9 protein-coding genes are annotated in these 17,341 nt (G+C 65.6%); 1 reads left to right on the forward strand and 8 read right to left on the reverse strand.

Features of this window, described 5'->3' with window-relative positions:
* Positions 1–1,023: 1,023 nt before the first annotated feature.
* The 3 genes from KIH78_RS06135 to KIH78_RS06145 all read right to left on the reverse strand — a co-directional run bounded on the left by KIH78_RS06135 (position 1,024) and on the right by KIH78_RS06145 (position 6,980).
* Complete coding sequence (locus KIH78_RS06135) at positions 1,024–2,571, reverse strand: amino acid permease (protein ID WP_219131698.1); 1,548 nt, start codon at positions 2,569–2,571, stop codon at positions 1,024–1,026.
* A 232-nt stretch (positions 2,572–2,803) separates the two neighbouring features.
* Positions 2,804–6,049: an FtsX-like permease family protein gene (locus KIH78_RS06140; protein ID WP_236034471.1), complete on the reverse strand. Its 3,246-nt coding sequence runs from the start codon at positions 6,047–6,049 to the stop codon at positions 2,804–2,806.
* A 226-nt stretch (positions 6,050–6,275) separates the two neighbouring features.
* Positions 6,276–6,980, reverse strand: coding sequence for an ABC transporter ATP-binding protein (locus KIH78_RS06145; protein ID WP_219131673.1), 705 nt, complete (start codon positions 6,978–6,980; stop codon positions 6,276–6,278).
* A gap of 321 nt (positions 6,981–7,301) precedes the next feature.
* Here KIH78_RS06145 and KIH78_RS06150 point away from each other — a divergent pair, with 321 nt between their 5' ends.
* Positions 7,302–8,777 carry an amino acid permease gene (locus KIH78_RS06150; protein ID WP_219131674.1) on the forward strand — a complete coding sequence of 492 codons (1,476 nt, stop codon included), beginning with the start codon at positions 7,302–7,304 and terminating at the stop codon, positions 8,775–8,777.
* 148 nt (positions 8,778–8,925) lie between these two features.
* On the opposite strand, the gene ilvC (KIH78_RS06155) is transcribed toward KIH78_RS06150, so the two are convergent.
* From ilvC (KIH78_RS06155) to KIH78_RS06175, 5 genes are all read right to left on the reverse strand, one after another.
* A complete protein-coding gene (gene ilvC / locus KIH78_RS06155) occupies positions 8,926–10,035 on the reverse strand; it encodes a ketol-acid reductoisomerase (RefSeq protein WP_420830130.1) in 1,110 nt (369 codons plus the stop codon).
* Positions 10,036–10,446: 411 nt separating this feature from the next.
* Positions 10,447–11,499 carry a ketol-acid reductoisomerase gene (ilvC, locus tag KIH78_RS06160; RefSeq protein WP_140445274.1) on the reverse strand — a complete coding sequence of 351 codons (1,053 nt, stop codon included), beginning with the start codon at positions 11,497–11,499 and terminating at the stop codon, positions 10,447–10,449.
* Positions 11,500–11,937: 438 nt separating this feature from the next.
* The gene (locus tag KIH78_RS06165) at positions 11,938–13,302 is read right to left on the reverse strand and encodes an MFS transporter (protein ID WP_219131676.1); all 1,365 of its coding nucleotides are present in this window, start codon (positions 13,300–13,302) and stop codon (positions 11,938–11,940) included.
* Between the two features lie 505 nt (positions 13,303–13,807).
* Positions 13,808–14,971, reverse strand: a complete 1,164-nt coding sequence (locus tag KIH78_RS06170; protein ID WP_219131677.1) for a LacI family DNA-binding transcriptional regulator — start codon at positions 14,969–14,971, stop codon at positions 13,808–13,810.
* A gap of 414 nt (positions 14,972–15,385) precedes the next feature.
* Positions 15,386–17,044: an MFS transporter gene (locus tag KIH78_RS06175; RefSeq protein WP_219131678.1), complete on the reverse strand. Its 1,659-nt coding sequence runs from the start codon at positions 17,042–17,044 to the stop codon at positions 15,386–15,388.
* Between the last annotated feature and the right edge of the window lie 297 nt (positions 17,045–17,341).

Below are 17,341 nucleotides of genomic sequence, written 5' to 3' on the forward strand. Positions count from 1 at the left end.
TTCAGGACCCCAACGGCGTACACTGAATTCCACGTACGGCACGGAAGCCTACGTACCCAAGGAGGGGAAGGGAACCATGGAACGGAATATTTGCTGCATAGCAGGATGCACCCACGAAGCCCAAGAGGCGGGTATGTGCAACGCACACTTCACATCGGCACTCGTGCACGGCACGCTGCAATACGTCACACCCAGCGCACGCCCGGCACGGCACCTCGCCACCTGCTGACGCTGTTCCATCTCGCCGGCCCACGCAATGACGACGCGGACACCGCGGAGGCATCGACGCCGGGAGGCGAGTCCCGGGACTTCAGCGAGGCCACCGGCAACGTACATGGCGACGTCGAACGCCGCATAATCGAACATCGGGCTGCCGCAGGACGCCACGGCGCAACACGGCGAGCCGCATCATCGAAGGAACCTAAGATGCCCGCACACGGCGGGATCTTAGGTTTTCGTGTCTTTACAGGTGTAACAGGGGCAGCGGAGGCAGCGGCCGATAATCGCGACAACACCGCGGCCACCGCGACAAGCGACCGCTGGGCAACCCCCAAAGGCCGAATATCGCGACAGAGACAACTCCACCGCGGCAATCGGCCGCCCAGCACCGTTTAGCGGCCGAAAGTCGCGGCCAACAGTCCCCCACCGCGGCAAACGGACACTAGCCACTACCCAGCAGCCGAAAACCGCGAACATAGGTGTCTCATCGCGACAAACGGCCGCTCACAAGTCCCCAGAGGCCGAATATCGCATCAGCACCAAGGCCATCGCGACTATCGGCCGCCCAGCACCTCTCAGCGGCCGAAAGTCGTGGCCAACAGTCCCCCACCGCGGCAAGCGGCCGCTGATCAACCCCCAGAGGCCGAATGTCGCAGCAGCGCCAACCCCACCGCGACTAACGGCCACCAACCACCAACCGCGACCGTCAGCCAACCACCAACCGCGCGTCAGCCAACCACCAACCGCGCGTCAGCCAACCACCAACCGTCAGCCCAACGACGAGCGACCGGCGCCCAACGCAGCCTACCCGCGCAGCGCGGCCTTGAGATCGCGGTTCTGGAAGCGGTCGTGGAGCAGGCAGTATCCGCCGAACACCGCCAGCCACACCAGCCCGGCGACGCCGGAGCCGATGGTGTCGTCCGCGAGGAACAACGTCACATAGATGAACACGAAGAACACGATCGCGAAGGTGTTCGTGAACTTGTACGCGGGCATGATGAAGCCATCGCCGATGAAGTCGGCGGACCGACGGTACTTCTGATGCGCGAGCATCGTCAGGATGTAGATGAAGATGATCACCGCGGACGAAGCGGACGAGAACAGCACGAACGCGCTGTGCACCTGCGGGAACGCGTTGATGACGGGCGACATGAGCACGCACGCCGCCGAGATGAGGATCGCGCGAGCCGGCACGCGGCGCTTCGACACCACGCCGATCTTCGAGAACACGGGCGATTCGGATTCGCTCGCCAGCTGGTAGAGGTGGCGGCCGGCGGAGTACAGCAGCGAGTTGAGCGACGAGGACGCGGCCGTGATCACCACGAAGAACACCAGCGCGGACGCCCAGTTCAGCCCCGCATACTGGAACACCATGATGAACGGAGACGCGAACGAGCCGTCCTTGTTCGGCTGGAACGACGTCCACGGCACGATGCACATGATGGCCAGCAGCGCACCCACGTAGAAGATGAGGATGCGCATGATGATCTCGTTGATCGCCTTCGGCAGCACCTTGCGCGGGTTCTGCGTCTCGGAAACGGTCACGCCCACGAACTCGATGGCCTCGTACGCGAAGAACACCATCTGGAAGCTCATCAGGAACGCCAGCCAGCCGTTCGGCGCAATCGAGAAGTTGTCGAACAGGTTGGCGAGGCTTGCGGAGCCGGCCGGCGAGACGCCGTCATGGCCGGGGATCTGCACGGCGTTGTAGTGGTAGCCGATCACCACCATCACCACGGCGGTGACGATCATCGCGCAAATCAGCGTGATCTTGATCATCGAGAACCAGAATTCCGCCTCGCCGAACGCCTTCACCGCCACCAGGTTGATGGTGGCGAGCGCCACGAGGAACACCAGCTCGATGAGCCATTTCCATGGCGTCAGGTCGATGCCGAACGTGTTGAAGAACGTGATGAAATACGTGGACACGGCGGTGATCTCCGTCATGCCGATGAGCACGAGCACGATCCAGTACGACCATCCGGCGAACTTGCCCCATCCGTTGCCCAGATACCGGGTGATGAAGTTGATGAACGTGTGCTGGCTGGGGTCGCGGTACATCATTTCGCCGATGGCGCGCATGAGCATGAACATCACGAGGCCGACGCCGATGTACACGAACACGATGCTCGGTCCGGTCAGCGCGATCGACTTGCCGGAGCCCAGGAACAGGCCGGTGCCGATGGTGCCGCCGATGGCGATGAACTGCACGTGGCGGTTGTTGAGGCCACGGTCCATCTCGTTGGCCTGGTCGAGGGACTCGACGGACTCCAAGGTGGCGGTGGCAGTGGCGGATGCCGCGGTGACGGGATCGCCGGCGTTACTGCTGCTGGGCGCGCCGGCCGCGCCCATACTGCTTGTGCTCTTCTCGTCAGACATAGTCGGCGAGTTTACCTTGCGTTTGTTTCGTAGGGAAGAGGCTGCCTCATGCTTTGCGACTTCCCGCTTGCGACGACTTCCACGCTGTCCCGTCCACGCCCACGCCCACACCCACACCCACGCCCACACCCACGCCCACACCCACACCCACGCCCACACCCACACCCACGCCCACTTCTCACCCCACGTCCACTTCCCGCTTCGCCTACTCCACACTTTTCAGCGATACCGCGGGGTCGATGCGGTCGAGCACCGGGTTGGTGAGCAGTTGGACGAGCAGCGCGAACGCGAGGGTGACGGCGGCGGCGATGAGATAGCTCGTGGGACGCACGTGGACCTCGAAGTACATGCCGGGCATGGCGAGCGCGGCGGTGAGCAGTCCGCCCACCCACCTGCCGAGCGGCAGTCCGGCCAGGATGCCGACGCCCGTGAGGACGAGCATCTCCTTGTTCACGTAGACGTGCACTTCGCGGTCGTAGAAGCCGAGGACCTTGAGCGTGGCCATCTCACGTACGCGTTCGGACACGTTCGTGTTCGCGAGCGTGAACAGCACGACGAGTGCGAGCCCGCCGGCCAGCCCCACGATGAGCGCGACCACCGCGCCCATGAGTGTGAATTCGAAGCTGCGTTCGAGTTTCGCGGTGCTGACGGCGCTCAGGATCTTCGCGTCGCGCCCCAGTTTCGCCGCGTAGGCGATCTGGCCGTCCGCCGAGCCTTTGAGGTTCGCGTAGACCGCGTTGAGTCCGACGCCCTCCGATTCGGTGCCGTCCTCGCCGTCCGATTCGGTCGCGTCCGCACCGTCCGCGCCATCCGACGCGTCCTCGCCGAACAGCGCACGGTAGTACGCGGTCGTCAGGTACAGGTCGGAGCCGATGACGGACTCGCTGACCGCCCGCACGCGCGCCGTGGCGCGCGCCGAATCGCCGTTGCGCAACTCGACCTTGTCGCCCGCCGTGACGCCCAACGCGTTGGCGGCGCTGCGCGAGACGACGACGCCGGCGTCGTCCGCGTCCGTCAGTCGGATCGTCTTGCCGCCGTCGACGTCGCGCAACGCGGCGATGTGCGTCACGTCGGCCGCGTGCGGCACGGTGACGAGCTGCACGGTGGTCGATTCGTCGTCGGCGTTCGTCATCTCGCCGCTTTCGACGCGGGCGGACGTCACGTCGCCGGCGAGCCGGCCGTCGTCGCACAGGCGTTGTTCGACGGCGGCGAGGTCGTCGTGGTCGGTGACGACCATCAGGTCGTACTGGTAGATGTCCTGGTACTGGCGGGCGGGGATTGCGTCGACGCTGTCGTTGATCGCGAGGCCGCACACGATGAGCGCGGTGCAGCCTGCCACGCCGCCGACCGTCATGACGAGACGCGACTTGAAGCGCATGATGTTGCGCACCGTCACCTTGTTGAGGAAGCCCATGCGTCGCCACAGCGGGCGGATGCGTTCCAGCAGGACGCGCGTGCCGGCCTTCGGCGCCTTCGGACGCATCAGCGCGGCCGGCGTCTGCCTGAGCTCGCCCGCGCATGCCACGACGGTCGCGGCGGTGACGCCCACGACGAACAGGGCGATGCCGGCCGAACCGTACAGCCAGTCGTATTCGAGGCCGACGCCCGGCACCGTGTACAGGCCGTTGAGCACGACGAGCAGGAACGCTGGGATGCCGAGGAATCCGGCGAGCAGGCCCAGCCCGCCGCCGATCAGGCATGCGAGCGCGGCGAACAGCACGTAGCGTGCGGCGATCGCGGCCGACCCGTAGCCGAGGCCCACGTACGTGCCGATGAGGCCGCGTTCCTCCTCCACCATGCGGGTCATGGCGGTCAGGCTCATGAGCACGGCGACGGTGAGGAACACCACCGGGAACGCGCGTCCGATCGATTCGATGGAGCTCACGTCCGATTTGAGTTGGCTGAAGCCGCCGATCGCGGAGCGCGTGCGCACGTACCAGCGGGCCTGCGGTATGTTCTTTTCGACCTGTTCGGCCTGTTCGTCCAACTGTTGCGTGGTTTCGGCCTTCTGCGCGTCGAGGTCCGATTGCGCCTGGTCGAGTTGCGTCTGCGCCTGTTGGAGCTGCGGGCTTTGGCTGATGATGGTCTGGCGGAGTTCGGGGGTGATGGCGGTGGTTGCGGTTGCGGCGGTTGCAGGTGCGGAGGCTCCGGACGCGGTCGCGGCGGACGCGGCGGCGGACCGTGAGCGCAGGGCTTGGGCGGCGAGGGCGTCGACCTGTTGGTTGAACTGGTCGCGCTGTTGGTCGAGCTGGGTCTGGGCTTCGGCGAACTTGGCGTCCGCCTCCTTGCGGGCGTCCTCGATCTTCTGTTTCGCCTCGTCGACGAGCTGTTGGCGACGGGCCTTCTGCCGCTTGGCCTGGATGGTGTCCGCGATGCGGTCGGCGACGGTCTTGACGGTGTCGTCATACCGGTCGGAGAACGTGTCCTCGGCCTTGGCGCCGGCGACGGTCAGGCTGATGGACGTGTAGACGTCGGCGGACGAACTGTCGGCGAGCGCGCCGTCGGTCAGACTGGCGGACGGCGTGAAGAACACGTAGTCGGCGGCCGCGTTCTGCCGGAACGCCTCGCTGCCGATGCCGTCCGGGTTGCTCAGGTCGTCCGGGTCGAGCACCTCACCGGTGATGGTGAGCTTCACGGCGGGTTCGGATGAACCGGACTCATCAGGGCCCGACGAGACATCCGATTCTATAGAATCGGACGAAACGGACCTACCAGACGCGGATGAAACGTCCGAACCTACAGAATCGGGCGAGGAGATGGGCGTGACGGTGAGGGCGTCGCCCACCTTGCGGCCGCTGTCCATCAGGAACTTGCGTGTGACGGCGATTTCGCCGGACTTCGCGGGCATGCGGCCGGACACAAGATACGGGCGGTCGAGCGCACCCGAACCGGTGGAATCGGATGCAGGGGACCCGCTGGAACCCGACGAAACGTCCGAACCTATAGTTTCGGACGAAACAGACGCACCGGATACGGGAGAAACACCCGAATCTATAGAATCGGACGAAACGAAGGCCTCCAACACGGACGCAACGTCCGAACCTATAGAATCGGACGCCACGGAACTCCGGGAACCCGGCAAAACGACCGAACCTGCAGAATCGGACGCGACGGACGAACCGGACGAACCGGAACCGGGCGCATCGGCGATTCCGGTGACCGTCACGGTCTTCTCCGCGCCGTCGATCGGCACCTTGACCGAACGACTGCGCACACCCTGCGCCGCCTCCACACCGTCGACCGCACGCAGGGCGGCCACGTCGTCGTCGGTCAGACCGAGCGTCGAAACGACCTGGATGTCACGCAGGCCTTGCGCATCGTAGAAGCGGTCGGCGCCAAGGAACATGTCGCGGCACCCGGCATAGATGCCGGTGAGCACGGCCACGCCCAACAGCGAGATCACCGCGATCGAGACGAACCGCTTCCACGAACGCAGCCAACAGCGCGTCATGTCCTTGACGAACGCACGGGAGAGGCCGCTCCCGGACCGCTTCACGGACGGCTTCCCTCGGAGGGAGGACTCCGCCGTCTCCCACCCGCCAGGGTCCGAGGTCGTCCCTGCAGCGGCAGCGCGGAACGTCTCACGGGACGTGCGCCCCGCCCCGCGCGCAAGCCGCCGCGCCTCGCGGCGTTGGTGCTTCACCGAATGTCTTCCGGACATCGCCATGCACCGCCCCTCACCATTCGATGTCGGCGATGGGCGTGGGATGCGCGTTCGTCTCGGCGCTTGTGACGCGTCCGGAACGGAAGTGGACCACCTTGTGCGCCATCGGGGCGAGCGCGGAGTTGTGCGTGATGATGAGGACCGTCATGCCTTGTGTGCGGCAGATGTCCTGCAGGAGCGTCAGCACCTCCTTGCCGGTCTCGTAGTCGAGCGCACCGGTCGGCTCGTCGCACAGCAGCAGCTTCGGTTTCTTCGCGATCGCGCGGGCAATGGACACGCGCTGCTGCTCGCCGCCGCTCAACTGGGCGGGGAAGTTGTCGAGCCGCTCCCCCAACCCGACCTTGCGCAGCGTCTCCGCCGGGTCGAAATGGTCCGGGCAGATCTGGCTCGCCAACTCCACGTTCTCCAAGGCCGTCAGGTTGGGCACGAGATTGTAGAACTGGAACACGAAGCCGATGTCGTTGCGCCGGTACGTGATGAGGTCACGTTTCCTGAGGTCCGTGATGTCGCGCCCGCCGACCACCACACGGCCCGACGTGGCCGTATCCATACCGCACAGAATGTTCAGGGCTGTGGTCTTGCCGGCGCCGGACTGGCCGAGGATCACGGTCAGCTCGCCCTCGTCGGCCGTGAAGCTCGCGCCGTCGAGCGCGCGGATCGGCTTGCCGCCGCCGGCTGGATACTCTTTGACCACATCGTCGAATTCGATATACGCCATGTCGCTCACCTCGCCAATCGCATCTGTCATCGCGACGGTTCGCGGCCGTTCCATCGGCCTGCCGTCCACGGCCCACACGGTTCGCCGTCGAACCATCGCCTCCTTCTCCCATTTAACTCCATCTCGCTGGGTATCGGACGGGCGAAACGCTCACGGCGTCATCGGACGGCATCGGACGGACGGCATCGGACGCCGTCCCTCACCTCACCGTGGGACGACCGCGCGAACCGCAATCGGACGGGCATACAATACCGTCCATCGCGCCCGCACGGGATTCCCGCCGGACGTGCGTCATATCGGAACGAACAAGAGAGAGAAGTCATGGCTTCCGAAAACACGGCCAAGAAGCCGCGCGAAACCGACGACGTGCCGGTGCCGGCGACGTTGCGCAAATCGCTGAAGAACCGCCACATCCAGCTCATCGCACTGGGCGGCGCCATCGGCACGGGCCTGTTCTACGGCTCGAGCGAATCGATCGCGCTGGCCGGACCGTCCATCCTGCTCGCCTACCTCATCGGCGGCCTCGCGATCTTCATGATCGTGCGCGCACTGTCCGAAATGTCGGTCGAAGACCCGAAGGCGGGCGCATTCAGCTACTACGCCACGCGATACTGGTCGAAGCGCGCCGGGTTCATCTCCGGATGGAACTACTGGTTCAACTACATCCTCGTCTCCATGGTGGAGCTCGCCGTGGTCGGCTCGTTCGTGAACTACTGGTTCCCGGCCATTCCGACGTGGGTGTCGGCGGCCGTGTTCCTCGTGGTGATCTGCGCGGCCAACCTGCTGGGCGTCTCCAAGTTCGGCGAATTCGAATTCTGGTTCGCGATCATCAAAATCGTGGCCGTCATCGCGATGATCCTCGGCGGTCTCGCGGTCATCGTGTTCGCCCTGCCCACCGATTCCGGCGCGAAGGCGACCTTCGCGAACTGGTTCGCCGTGGACGGCGGCTTCTTCCCGCACGGGCTCATGGGACGCGCGTCCGACGGCTCGTGGACCGGCCTGCTCATGGCGCTCGTCGTCGTGATGTTCAGCTTCGGCGGCACCGAACTCATCGGCATCACCGCGGGCGAGACCGAGGATCCGAAGACCACGATCCCGCGCGCCACCAACGACATCATCTGGCGTATCCTCGTGTTCTACATCGGCGCGCTCGGCGTAATCATGGCCGTGGTGCCGTGGGACCAGATCGACGGCAAGTCCAGCCCGTTCGTGCAGATCTTCGATTCCGTGGGCGTGCACGCGGCCGCCGGCATCCTCAACTTCGTGTGCCTCACCGCCGTGATGAGCGTGTACAACTCCGGCCTGTACGCCAACTCCCGCATGCTGTACTCGCTGGCCAAGCAGGGCAACGCGCCCGCGTACCTCGGTCGCCTGAACAAGCATGGTGTGCCGGTGGCGGGCGTGCTCACCTCCGCGGTGATCACCGCGATCGCCGTGGTCGTCGTGTTCGTGTGGCCCGAGTTCGCGTTCAACTATCTGATGTCCATCGCGACGATCGCCGGCATCATCAACTGGACGATGATCATGATCACCGAGATGAAGTTCCGCCACGTGGTCGCCGCCGGCGGGGCGCCCGCGGATACGGCGCTGGCCGGGCTGTCGGGCGCGGAGGCGCTGGACGCCATCCACTTCAAGCTGCCGTTCGCACGCGTGACCCCGTGGGTGGTGCTCGCGTTCCTGGCGCTGGTGGTGGTGCTCATGTGCTTCTCCCCCAGCTACCGCGTGGCCGTGATTGCCGGCGTAATCTGGCTGGCGATCCTGTTCGTCGCGTATCAGCTCACCCAGGCGCGGAAGTAAGGCCTGCGCACGGGCGACATCGCCCACGAATGCGAAAACCGCCGCTCCGGACGAATCCGGGCGGCGGTTTTCACGTTACGGGCTCAGCTCAGTCCAGCGGTCTCACGGTCGAAGCCGAAACCGAAACCGGAACAAACCCGAAACCGTCTCACTGCACCTGGGCGCGGGCGATCTTGCCGGTGAAGGAGTTGGCCTCGTCGGCATCCTTGACGCCGTCCTTGTTCCAGGAGAACATGGCGCGCAGCTTCGGGCCGACGGTCTCGATGCGCTCGCTGGAGTACTTCTCCTGCAGCTCCTTGAAGTGCGGGGCGCCGGCGTCCTGATCGTCGATGAACTCCTTGGCGAAGGAGCCGTCCTGGATACGGCCCAGGTGGTACTCCATGCGCTTGCGGCAGTCCTCGTTGATGACGGTGTTGGTGTAGTCGCCGTACTGGGCGGTGTCGGAGCAGGACCAACGGGCCTTGTTCAGGCCGCCCTCGTTCATGAGGTCGACGAGCATCTTGAGCTCGTGGCAGACCTCGAAGTAGGCGATCTCCGGCTGGTAGCCGGCGTCGGTGAGGACCTCGAAGCCCATCTCGACGAGCTTGTTCACGCCGCCCATGAGGACGTTCTGCTCGCCGAAGAGATCGGTCTCGGTCTCCTCCTTGAAGGTGGTCTTGATGGCGCCGGCGCGCAGAGCGCCGAGGGCCTTCGCGTAGGCGAGGGTCAGGGCCCAGCCGTCGCCGCGCGGGTCCTGCTCGACGGCCACCACGACCGGGACGCCACGGCCGGCGGCGTACTCACGACGCACGATGTGGCCCGGGCCCTTCGGGGCGACCATGAAGACCGGGTGGTCCTCGGACGGCTTGATGTAGCCGTAGTGGATGTTGAAGCCGTGGGCGAACGCGACGGCCGCGCCCGGCTTGATGTTCGGCTCGATGTCGTCCTTCCAGATGTTGCGCTGGTACTGGTCGGGCGCGAGGATCATGATGACGTCGGCCTCGGCGGCGGCTTCCGGCACGGACTTGACCTCAAGGCCCTGCTCCTTCGCGAAGTCCACGGACTTGGAGGTCGGACGCAGGCCGACGACGACGTCGACGCCGGAGTCGCGCAGGTTCAGCGCGTGGGCGTGGCCCTGGGAGCCGTAGCCGATGATGGCGACCTTCTTGCCTTCGAGCACGGAGAGATCGCCGTCGTTTTCATACCAGATCTGTGCAGCCATGTAGCACTCCTTGTACTTGCGTACCGCCCGCGACGTACGTTCCGCACGAGCCGGCACACGGTGTTGTTGTGGTTGCGCATTGCGCGCGTTTGGCGCCCTATTCCGTCCGCTCCAATTGATTGCCTTGCGGCGGCGGGATGGCGCCCAGCGTTGAGGATTGTGTCCTCGGAACTGTGACTTATCCTACAGATGATGCCCCCATCGCCGCCTGTCCGTCCATAACGTGGGCCGAATTCCGCTCCTGAGAACCGAATCGTGGACGCGCCGGTCGGTCCCAGACGAACGAAGCCGGTCGGGCCAGGGCGACCGAAGCCGGTCGGGCCAGGGCGAACGAAACCGGCCGGTCTCAGACGAACGAGGCCGAACAAAGACAAACGAAAACCGCCATCCCGCAATGAAACGGAATGGCGGTTTCGGCACAACGATGCAATCGTCGCTCACGCGGTCAAGCTCAGGACCGCGCCCACATCACTGGACCTGGGTACGAGCGATCTTGCCGTTGAAGGACTCGGCCTCGTCCTGATCCTTGGCCGGGCCGTTGTTCCAGGAGAACATGGCGCGCAGCTTCGGGCCGACGGTCTCGAGGTGCGGGTGGGAGAACTCCTCCTGCAGCTTCTTGAACTTCGGGGCGCCGGCGGCCTGATCATCCATGAACTCCTTGGCGAAGGAGCCGTCCTGGATGCGCTTGAGCTGGTACTGCATGCGCTTCTTGGTCTCCTCGGTGATGACCGTGGAGGTGTAGTCGCCGTACTGGGCGGTGTCGGAGCAGGACCAACGGGCCTTGTTCAGGCCACCCTCGTTGGCCAGGTCGACCAGCATCTTCAGCTCGTGGAACACCTCGAAGTAGGCGATCTCCGGCTGGTAGCCGGCCTCGGTCAGCACGTCGAAGCCCATGTCGCACAGGTGGTTGATGCCGCCCATGAGGACGTCCTGCTCGCCGAAGAGATCGGTCTCGGTCTCCTCGGTGAAGGTCGTCTTGATGGCGCCGGCGCGCAGAGCGCCGAGAGCCTTCGCGTAGGCGAGGCACAGCGGCCAGGTCTTGCCATCCGGATCCTGCTCGACGGCCACCACGACCGGGACGCCACGGCCGGCGGCGTACTCACGACGCACGATGTGGCCCGGGCCCTTCGGGGCGACCATGAAGACCGGGTGGTCCTCGGACGGCTTGATGTAGCCGTAGTGGATGTTGAAGCCGTGGGCGAAGGCCAGGGCGGCGCCCGGCTTCAGGTTCGGCTCGACGTCCTTCTTGTACACGGCGGCCTGGTACTGGTCAGGCAGCAGGATCATGACGACGTCGGCCTCGGCGACGGCTTCCGGCACGGACTTGACTTCGAGGCCCTGCTCCTTGGCGAACTCGACGGACTTGGAGGTCGGACGCAGGCCGACGACGACGTCGACGCCGGAATCGCGCAGGTTCAGCGCGTGGGCGTGGCCCTGAGAGCCGTAACCGAGGATGGCGACCTTCTTGCCATCGAACACGGACAGATCGGCGTCCTTCTCGTACCAGATAGTTGCTGCCATGATTGGCACTCCTTATATGTTGTTCGGTATGCCGAACGAAAACTGCACGTCCGACAATCGGTGAGATTGCTGACGGCCTTCGGCGGGAAAGGATTGTGTCCCTTGGCGTTGAAAGTCATCGATCACTGGGGTCTATTTCTAGTCCCGCAGTGGGTGGCGTGGTCTTCCACGTCCAAATATTGAGTTGCGTTTTTCAGTTATGAAATCCGAGGGGACTACGGCTGGAAGGTTCGGCTGTTTTCCAGCGTTCCGCACGTTCCGTGCGTTCCGAATGTCCCAGACGCTTCGAACGTTCCAGCCGTAGTCGGTGCGACGGCTCGAAGGCCGTCACTTGGTGAAATCGATGTCCGCGCCGAGCCGTGAAGCGAACAGTCCGGTGGACTGTTCGTAGGCTCGGCCGAACCACGACAGTGGTGAGGCAGAAACCTGCCGTCGATTTCACTTGGTGAAATCGACGTCCTTCGTCTCACGGCAGGACAGCACGGCGACGAGGCAGCACACGGCCATCACGCCGAGGTACAGGCCCACGGAGTGCACGCCGAAGTGCGCGCTCAGCCAGGTGGCGATGGTCGGCACGAAGGCCGCGCCGACGATGGCGGCGAGGTTGTAGCCGATGCCGGAGCCGGAGTAGCGGACGTTGGCGTCGAACAGCTCGGGCAGGAACGCGCCGATCGGGCCGAACGCGGTGCCCATCAGGGCGAAGCCGACGCACAGGAACACCATGTTGGCGAAGAAGTTGCGCTGGCCGACGATCTGGCCGTTGAGCAGGAACGGGAACAGCGCGGCGAACACGACGAGCGCGCAGGAGGAGAAGGTGATGACGCGCTTGCGGCCGAGCTTGTCGGCGTTGACGCAGGAGATCACGATGAACAGGGCGAACACGCAGATGGCGATCATCAGCATGAGCAGGTACTCCTGGTTGGTGAAGCCGAGGCCGCCGCCGCCTTCGCCCTGCTCCTTGGTGCCCCATGCGAGAGACCAGGTGGCGAGCGTGTAGAACAGCGTGTAGGTGACGGCCACGAGGAAGGTGGCCTGCAGGACCTGCTTCCAGCTCTTGCGGAAGACCTCGACGATCGGGGCCTTGACGACCTGCTTCTTCTCCTGGGCCATGCGGAAGATCGGGGTCTCCTCCATGTGGACTCGCACGACGAGGCCGACAATCACGAGCACGGCGGAAAGCAGGAACGGCACGCGCCAACCCCAGGCGAGCATCGCGTCGGAATCGTTGAACGTCTCAAGCAGGAAGTAGGTGCCGTTGGACAGGAAGAAGCCGATCGGGGCGCCGAGCTCCGGGAAGGAGCCGTACAGGGCGCGCTTGTTCTCCGGGGCGTTCTCCGTGGCGACCAGGGCCGCACCGGACCATTCGCCGCCGAGGCCGATGCCCTGGATGAAGCGCAGGAGGCACAGGATGGCGACGGCGAAGACGCCGGCCTGGTCGTAGGTGGGCAGGCAGCCGATGAGGAACGTGCCGACGCCCATGGTCATCAGGGAGACGACCAGCGTGGTCTTGCGGCCCATGCGGTCGCCGAAGTGGCCGAACACGAGGGAGCCGAGCGGGCGGGCGATGAACGCGATGGCGAAGGTCAGGAGGCTCATCAGCAGCGCGACAGTGGGGTTGTCCTTCGCGGAGAAGAAGATGTGCGGGAAGTAGTTGGCCGCGGCGGTGCCGTAGGCGTAGAAGTCGTAGAATTCGATGGCGGTTCCGACCATGGAGGCGGCGATCACGGTCTTGACGGAATCGCGGGCCATGGCCTGCAGCTTGCCTTCAGCTGCGGTTTCAGTCGTTGTCTCGACTGCACTCATGGGATGTTCTCCTGCAAATGGGTTGGGTTTTTCTCTCTCTTACTGCGGAATTCACAACCGGCCGTGGTCTTGTGGACCTTATGGCGGGCAATGAAAAAGCCCCGCGGTTGCGCAGGGCTTGAAACGTGAATCCGCTCTCCGCCCTGCCTTCGCCGGCGGGGCTCAAGCTTGAACGCTCGAATCAGTCCGCCAGCGAAGACGGGATAATAATTCGTGCGGACAGCAGAGCGACGTCAACGGCGGTCAGAACGGAACCGTTGGCGGTGGTGTAGGCAGTGTATCCAGTCATCGTGGCGAACCTCCTTTCGATGTCGAAGTCTTCCATCGGGCTTGTATCGCTCGATCTGTGCAGACAACTTAGGAGCGCCCATTCCGTCAAACCAGCAGGGGTTCACTATGTGAACGGTTTTACCTGACCGTCGATTTCGCGTTACGTTCCATTCCGCCGGTCCGGTCCCGCCCGTCCGACGCCGCGCGACGTCCGATGACGTCCGCCGCGCGCCGGTCAGCGGGTGGAGTCGCCTTGGCGCAGCGTGAGCGGGACGAGTTCGGTGACGGATCCGAGCAGGCGTCCGTCTCCGACGGAGACGGACGATGCGGCGGGTTCCGCCGTCGGGTCCGTCATGGTCTCCGATGCCGCGGCCGACGACGCGGCCGCGTCCCGCGTACGCGTCCCGTCACGCCCGTTCGTTCCTTCGATGAGGGCCGTCATGCGCGCGGCCACCGCGGCGGCGAGCGCGTCGACGTCCTGTCGGACGGCGGTGAGACGCACGCCGGCGATGTCGGCCAGATACGTGCCGTCGTAGGCGACGACCTGCAGGTCGCGCGGAATCGTCACGCCGCGTCGGACCGCCTCCTGCACGCACAGGGAGGCGCCGATGTCGGAGCTGACGACGGCGTCGACGTCGTCGTACCGGTCGAACACCTCGCGCATCGCGGCGCCGTACCCGGTGAAATCGGAGACCTCGCCCGCCTCGACGTAGTCGTAACGCACGCCCGCCTCGGCGAGTTCGTGCTCGAGGGTCAGGTAGTAGCGGACCGTCGGGAAGGTGGTGACGCCCGCCTCGGCGAGTTCGCCGGCGTCGAACGCCCCTTCCGCGTCGAGGTCGTGGAACTGGGAGCGCGGGCCGCCCACCATGACGACGTGCCTCGCGCCGGATTCGATGAGCGCACGCGCGACGAGACGGCCGCCCTGCTCGTGGTCGGAGCCGATCGCGGGGATGCCGGGGCCGAGGTAGCGGTCGAACGCGACGACGGGACGGCCGATGCCGGTCCAGTAGCCGGCGGGGTGCGCGGTGTGCGCGGCCATGACGATGCCGTCCATCATGTGCCGTTGGAGCATGTCGACGTAGTCGGCCTCGCCCTTGTCCGAGTCTGCGGTGGAGCACAGCATGGTGCGCAGGCCGCGCGCGGAGAATTCACGCTGCAGCGCGGCGGTGAGGGTCGCGAAGAACGGGTGGCGGATGGTCGGCACGATCACGCCGATCATGTTGGTGCGGTTGTGCGCGAGGTTGCGTGCGAGCTCGTTGGGGATGTAGTCGAGCGCGCGCATGGCCTCCCGCACTTTGGCGCGCATGTCGTCCGACACGTATCCGGTGCCGTTCACCACGAGCGACACCGTGCTCAACGAGACTCCGGCCTTCCTGGCCACGTCACGCATTCCCACCATGGTGCAATCCGCCTTTCATCCCACTATGCATCCCACTGCGTATTCCACCGTCGATGCCGTCTCGCCGTCTTACCGTCCGATTCTATAGAAACGGACGTTTCCGGACCTCACAGCATCGCCGCAACATCCCATCCTGAAGAATCGGACGTTTCCGCACCTCAGGCCGGACCGCAACCACCCCTTTCTTAAGAATCGGACGTTCGCGGGGTCTGGGCCGGCCCCATAACGCTCGATTCTATAGAAACGGACGTTTCCGCACCTCAGGCCGGACCGCAACCACCCCTTTCTTAAGAATCGGACGTTCCTGGACCTCAGGCCGGACCGCAACCGTCCCTTTCTTAAGAAACGGACGTTGCCGAGATCCTGAGCTCCCCCGTAACGTCCGATACTGAAGAATCGGACGGCGGCCGGCCCTCACTTGCGCGCAAGGAACGCCGCGACGGCGACGCACACGGCGGCCGCCGGGAACAGGGCCACGTATCCGAGCGAAGCCGGCACCAGCATCACCACCACGGCGCCGACGACCACACCGAAGGCCAGACCCCAAGGCTTGGCGGCCGCGTAGACGCCCAGGTCGCGGCCCGCGGCACGCGGATCGGGCAGGGCGGCCACCACGAGCGGCTGGACGAGCACGTCGATGAGGCCGAACGCGAATCCGGTGATGAACGAGAACACCATAAGACTGCGCTCCCCGCCGACGGCCACGATGGCGAGGCCGGCGAGCAATCCCAGCACGTACAGCACGCAGGCCATCATCACGGCCACGCGCGAATCGCGCCACCATGCGCCGAACCCCTCCTCGAGCTTGTCGGTGATGGCGCCGGCGGAGAACGTGGCGAGCAGCGCTCCGGCGAACGTGGCGAGCGCCATCAGCGCGACGAGCATGCCGGCGGGCAGCGTCATCGGGGCGGACGTGAGCTTGGGGTCGTCGCCGTAGACGGCGAACCGCACGATGTACCACAGGTAGGCGCCGGTCATGCCCACGGCGGCCATCATGAACATGCGGGACCAGACGAGCCTGCGGAACGGCTTCGACTCCGGGCCGGACGGCATGCGCACGGCGGCGAGCGCCATCGTCCAACTGAACGGGGTGTGCGGCTGCTCCTCGCTGGAGGGTTCGCGCGGCCAGACGAGCACGGTGGCGAAGCCGGCCACGGCGAACAGCACGGCGGCGCACAGGAACGGGTTGAACGCGCCGAACGCGATGGCCAGGCCGCCGATCACGCCGCCGGCCGCCTGTCCGGCGATCACGCCGATCGCGTTCCAACGTTCGATGACGTCGCGGAACTTGTCCGGCACGCGTTCGGACAGCGCGGAGGCGAGCGGTGCGACGAGCATCGCGTACGAGAACTGGAGCGCCACCCAGAAGACGATGAGGCCGGCCACGTTCTGCAGTGCGCCGAGGGCCAGGGTGAGCAGGGCGCTCAGCACGCCGCCGACCACCAGATACGGGGTGCGGCGTCCGAACCGGACTCGGGTGCGGTCGGACAGGGCCGCCACGAGCGGCGTGAAGAACACGGAGGCGATGGCGCCGAGGCACACGATCGAGGCGAGCGCGGGCGCCAGATGAATGGCGGAGACGGAGGCGGCCGAGACGGCGGCCGGGCCGGATGCGCCGGACACACTGGACGCGCCGGACACAATGCCGGCCAACGCGGCCTTGGTGTCGATGCCGAACGCCAACGCCACCTGGTTGGGGATGGCCACCAGATTAAGGGCGGCCCACGGCGCGGCGATGAGCATGGATCCCGCGGCGAACGCCCACTTGAGACGCGTCACCTGCGCGGCGTCGGGGCGTTCGCCGTCCGCGGCGACCATCGGGTCGCGCATGTCGAGGAAGGAGGAGGCGTAGTCGGGCACGGCGGTGTCGACCGCGGCGGCGGCCGCGACGGACGCGGTGCCGTCGGCGGCGAGACGGGCGGTCTGAACGCCCGGCTGGTCGGCCGAGGCCTCCGGGGGCAGGCGCTTCGGGTCGGCGGCCAAGCGGGCGACGGCGCTCTTGTCCTCCTTGCTCAGCGCCTTGTCGTAATCGGGCCTGTCATCGATGCCCGGACGCACATACGGTTCCAACATGGCTCGCTCCTTGGTCGTCCCAACGTCTGGTTCTCTCTGCGGCCATTCTATCGCGCATCGAACCGGTACGGCATCCTCCCGCCGCCCTTCCCCGGCTCGCGGACTGGACCACGCCGACGTCACGCGACGCCAGTCGGGAGAACGGCTCCCGGCGGACGCGACGACCGCCGGCATCGTCCTGTTTTCACAGCATGCTCCCAGCTTCAGGCAAGACAACGCACACGATTGCCGACGTAGTGTCTTACTGTTGAACTGAAGATTGCATCAGTGCCCGCCGCCATCGCCATACGCACCGCA

Source organism: Bifidobacterium saguinibicoloris (assembly GCF_019331725.1).
Classification (GTDB): Bacteria; Actinomycetota; Actinomycetes; order Actinomycetales; family Bifidobacteriaceae; genus Bifidobacterium; species Bifidobacterium saguinibicoloris.

Bases quoted from the DNA above. Each gene is read 5' to 3' on its own strand.
- KIH78_RS06135 (WP_219131698.1), bottom strand. From the start codon at position 2,571: ATGGGCGCGGCCGGCGCGCCCAGCAGCAGTAACGCCGGCGATCCCGTC.
- KIH78_RS06140 (WP_236034471.1), bottom strand. From the start codon at position 6,049: ATGACGCGCTGTTGGCTGCGTTCGTGGAAGCGGTTCGTCTCGATCGCG.
- KIH78_RS06145 (WP_219131673.1), bottom strand. From the start codon at position 6,980: ATGGCGTATATCGAATTCGACGATGTGGTCAAAGAGTATCCAGCCGGC.
- KIH78_RS06150 (WP_219131674.1), top strand. From the start codon at position 7,302: ATGGCTTCCGAAAACACGGCCAAGAAGCCGCGCGAAACCGACGACGTG.
- ilvC (WP_140445274.1), bottom strand. From the start codon at position 11,499: ATGGCAGCAACTATCTGGTACGAGAAGGACGCCGATCTGTCCGTGTTC.
- KIH78_RS06165 (WP_219131676.1), bottom strand. From the start codon at position 13,302: ATGAGTGCAGTCGAGACAACGACTGAAACCGCAGCTGAAGGCAAGCTG.
- KIH78_RS06170 (WP_219131677.1), bottom strand. From the start codon at position 14,971: ATGGTGGGAATGCGTGACGTGGCCAGGAAGGCCGGAGTCTCGTTGAGC.
- KIH78_RS06175 (WP_219131678.1), bottom strand. From the start codon at position 17,044: ATGTTGGAACCGTATGTGCGTCCGGGCATCGATGACAGGCCCGATTAC.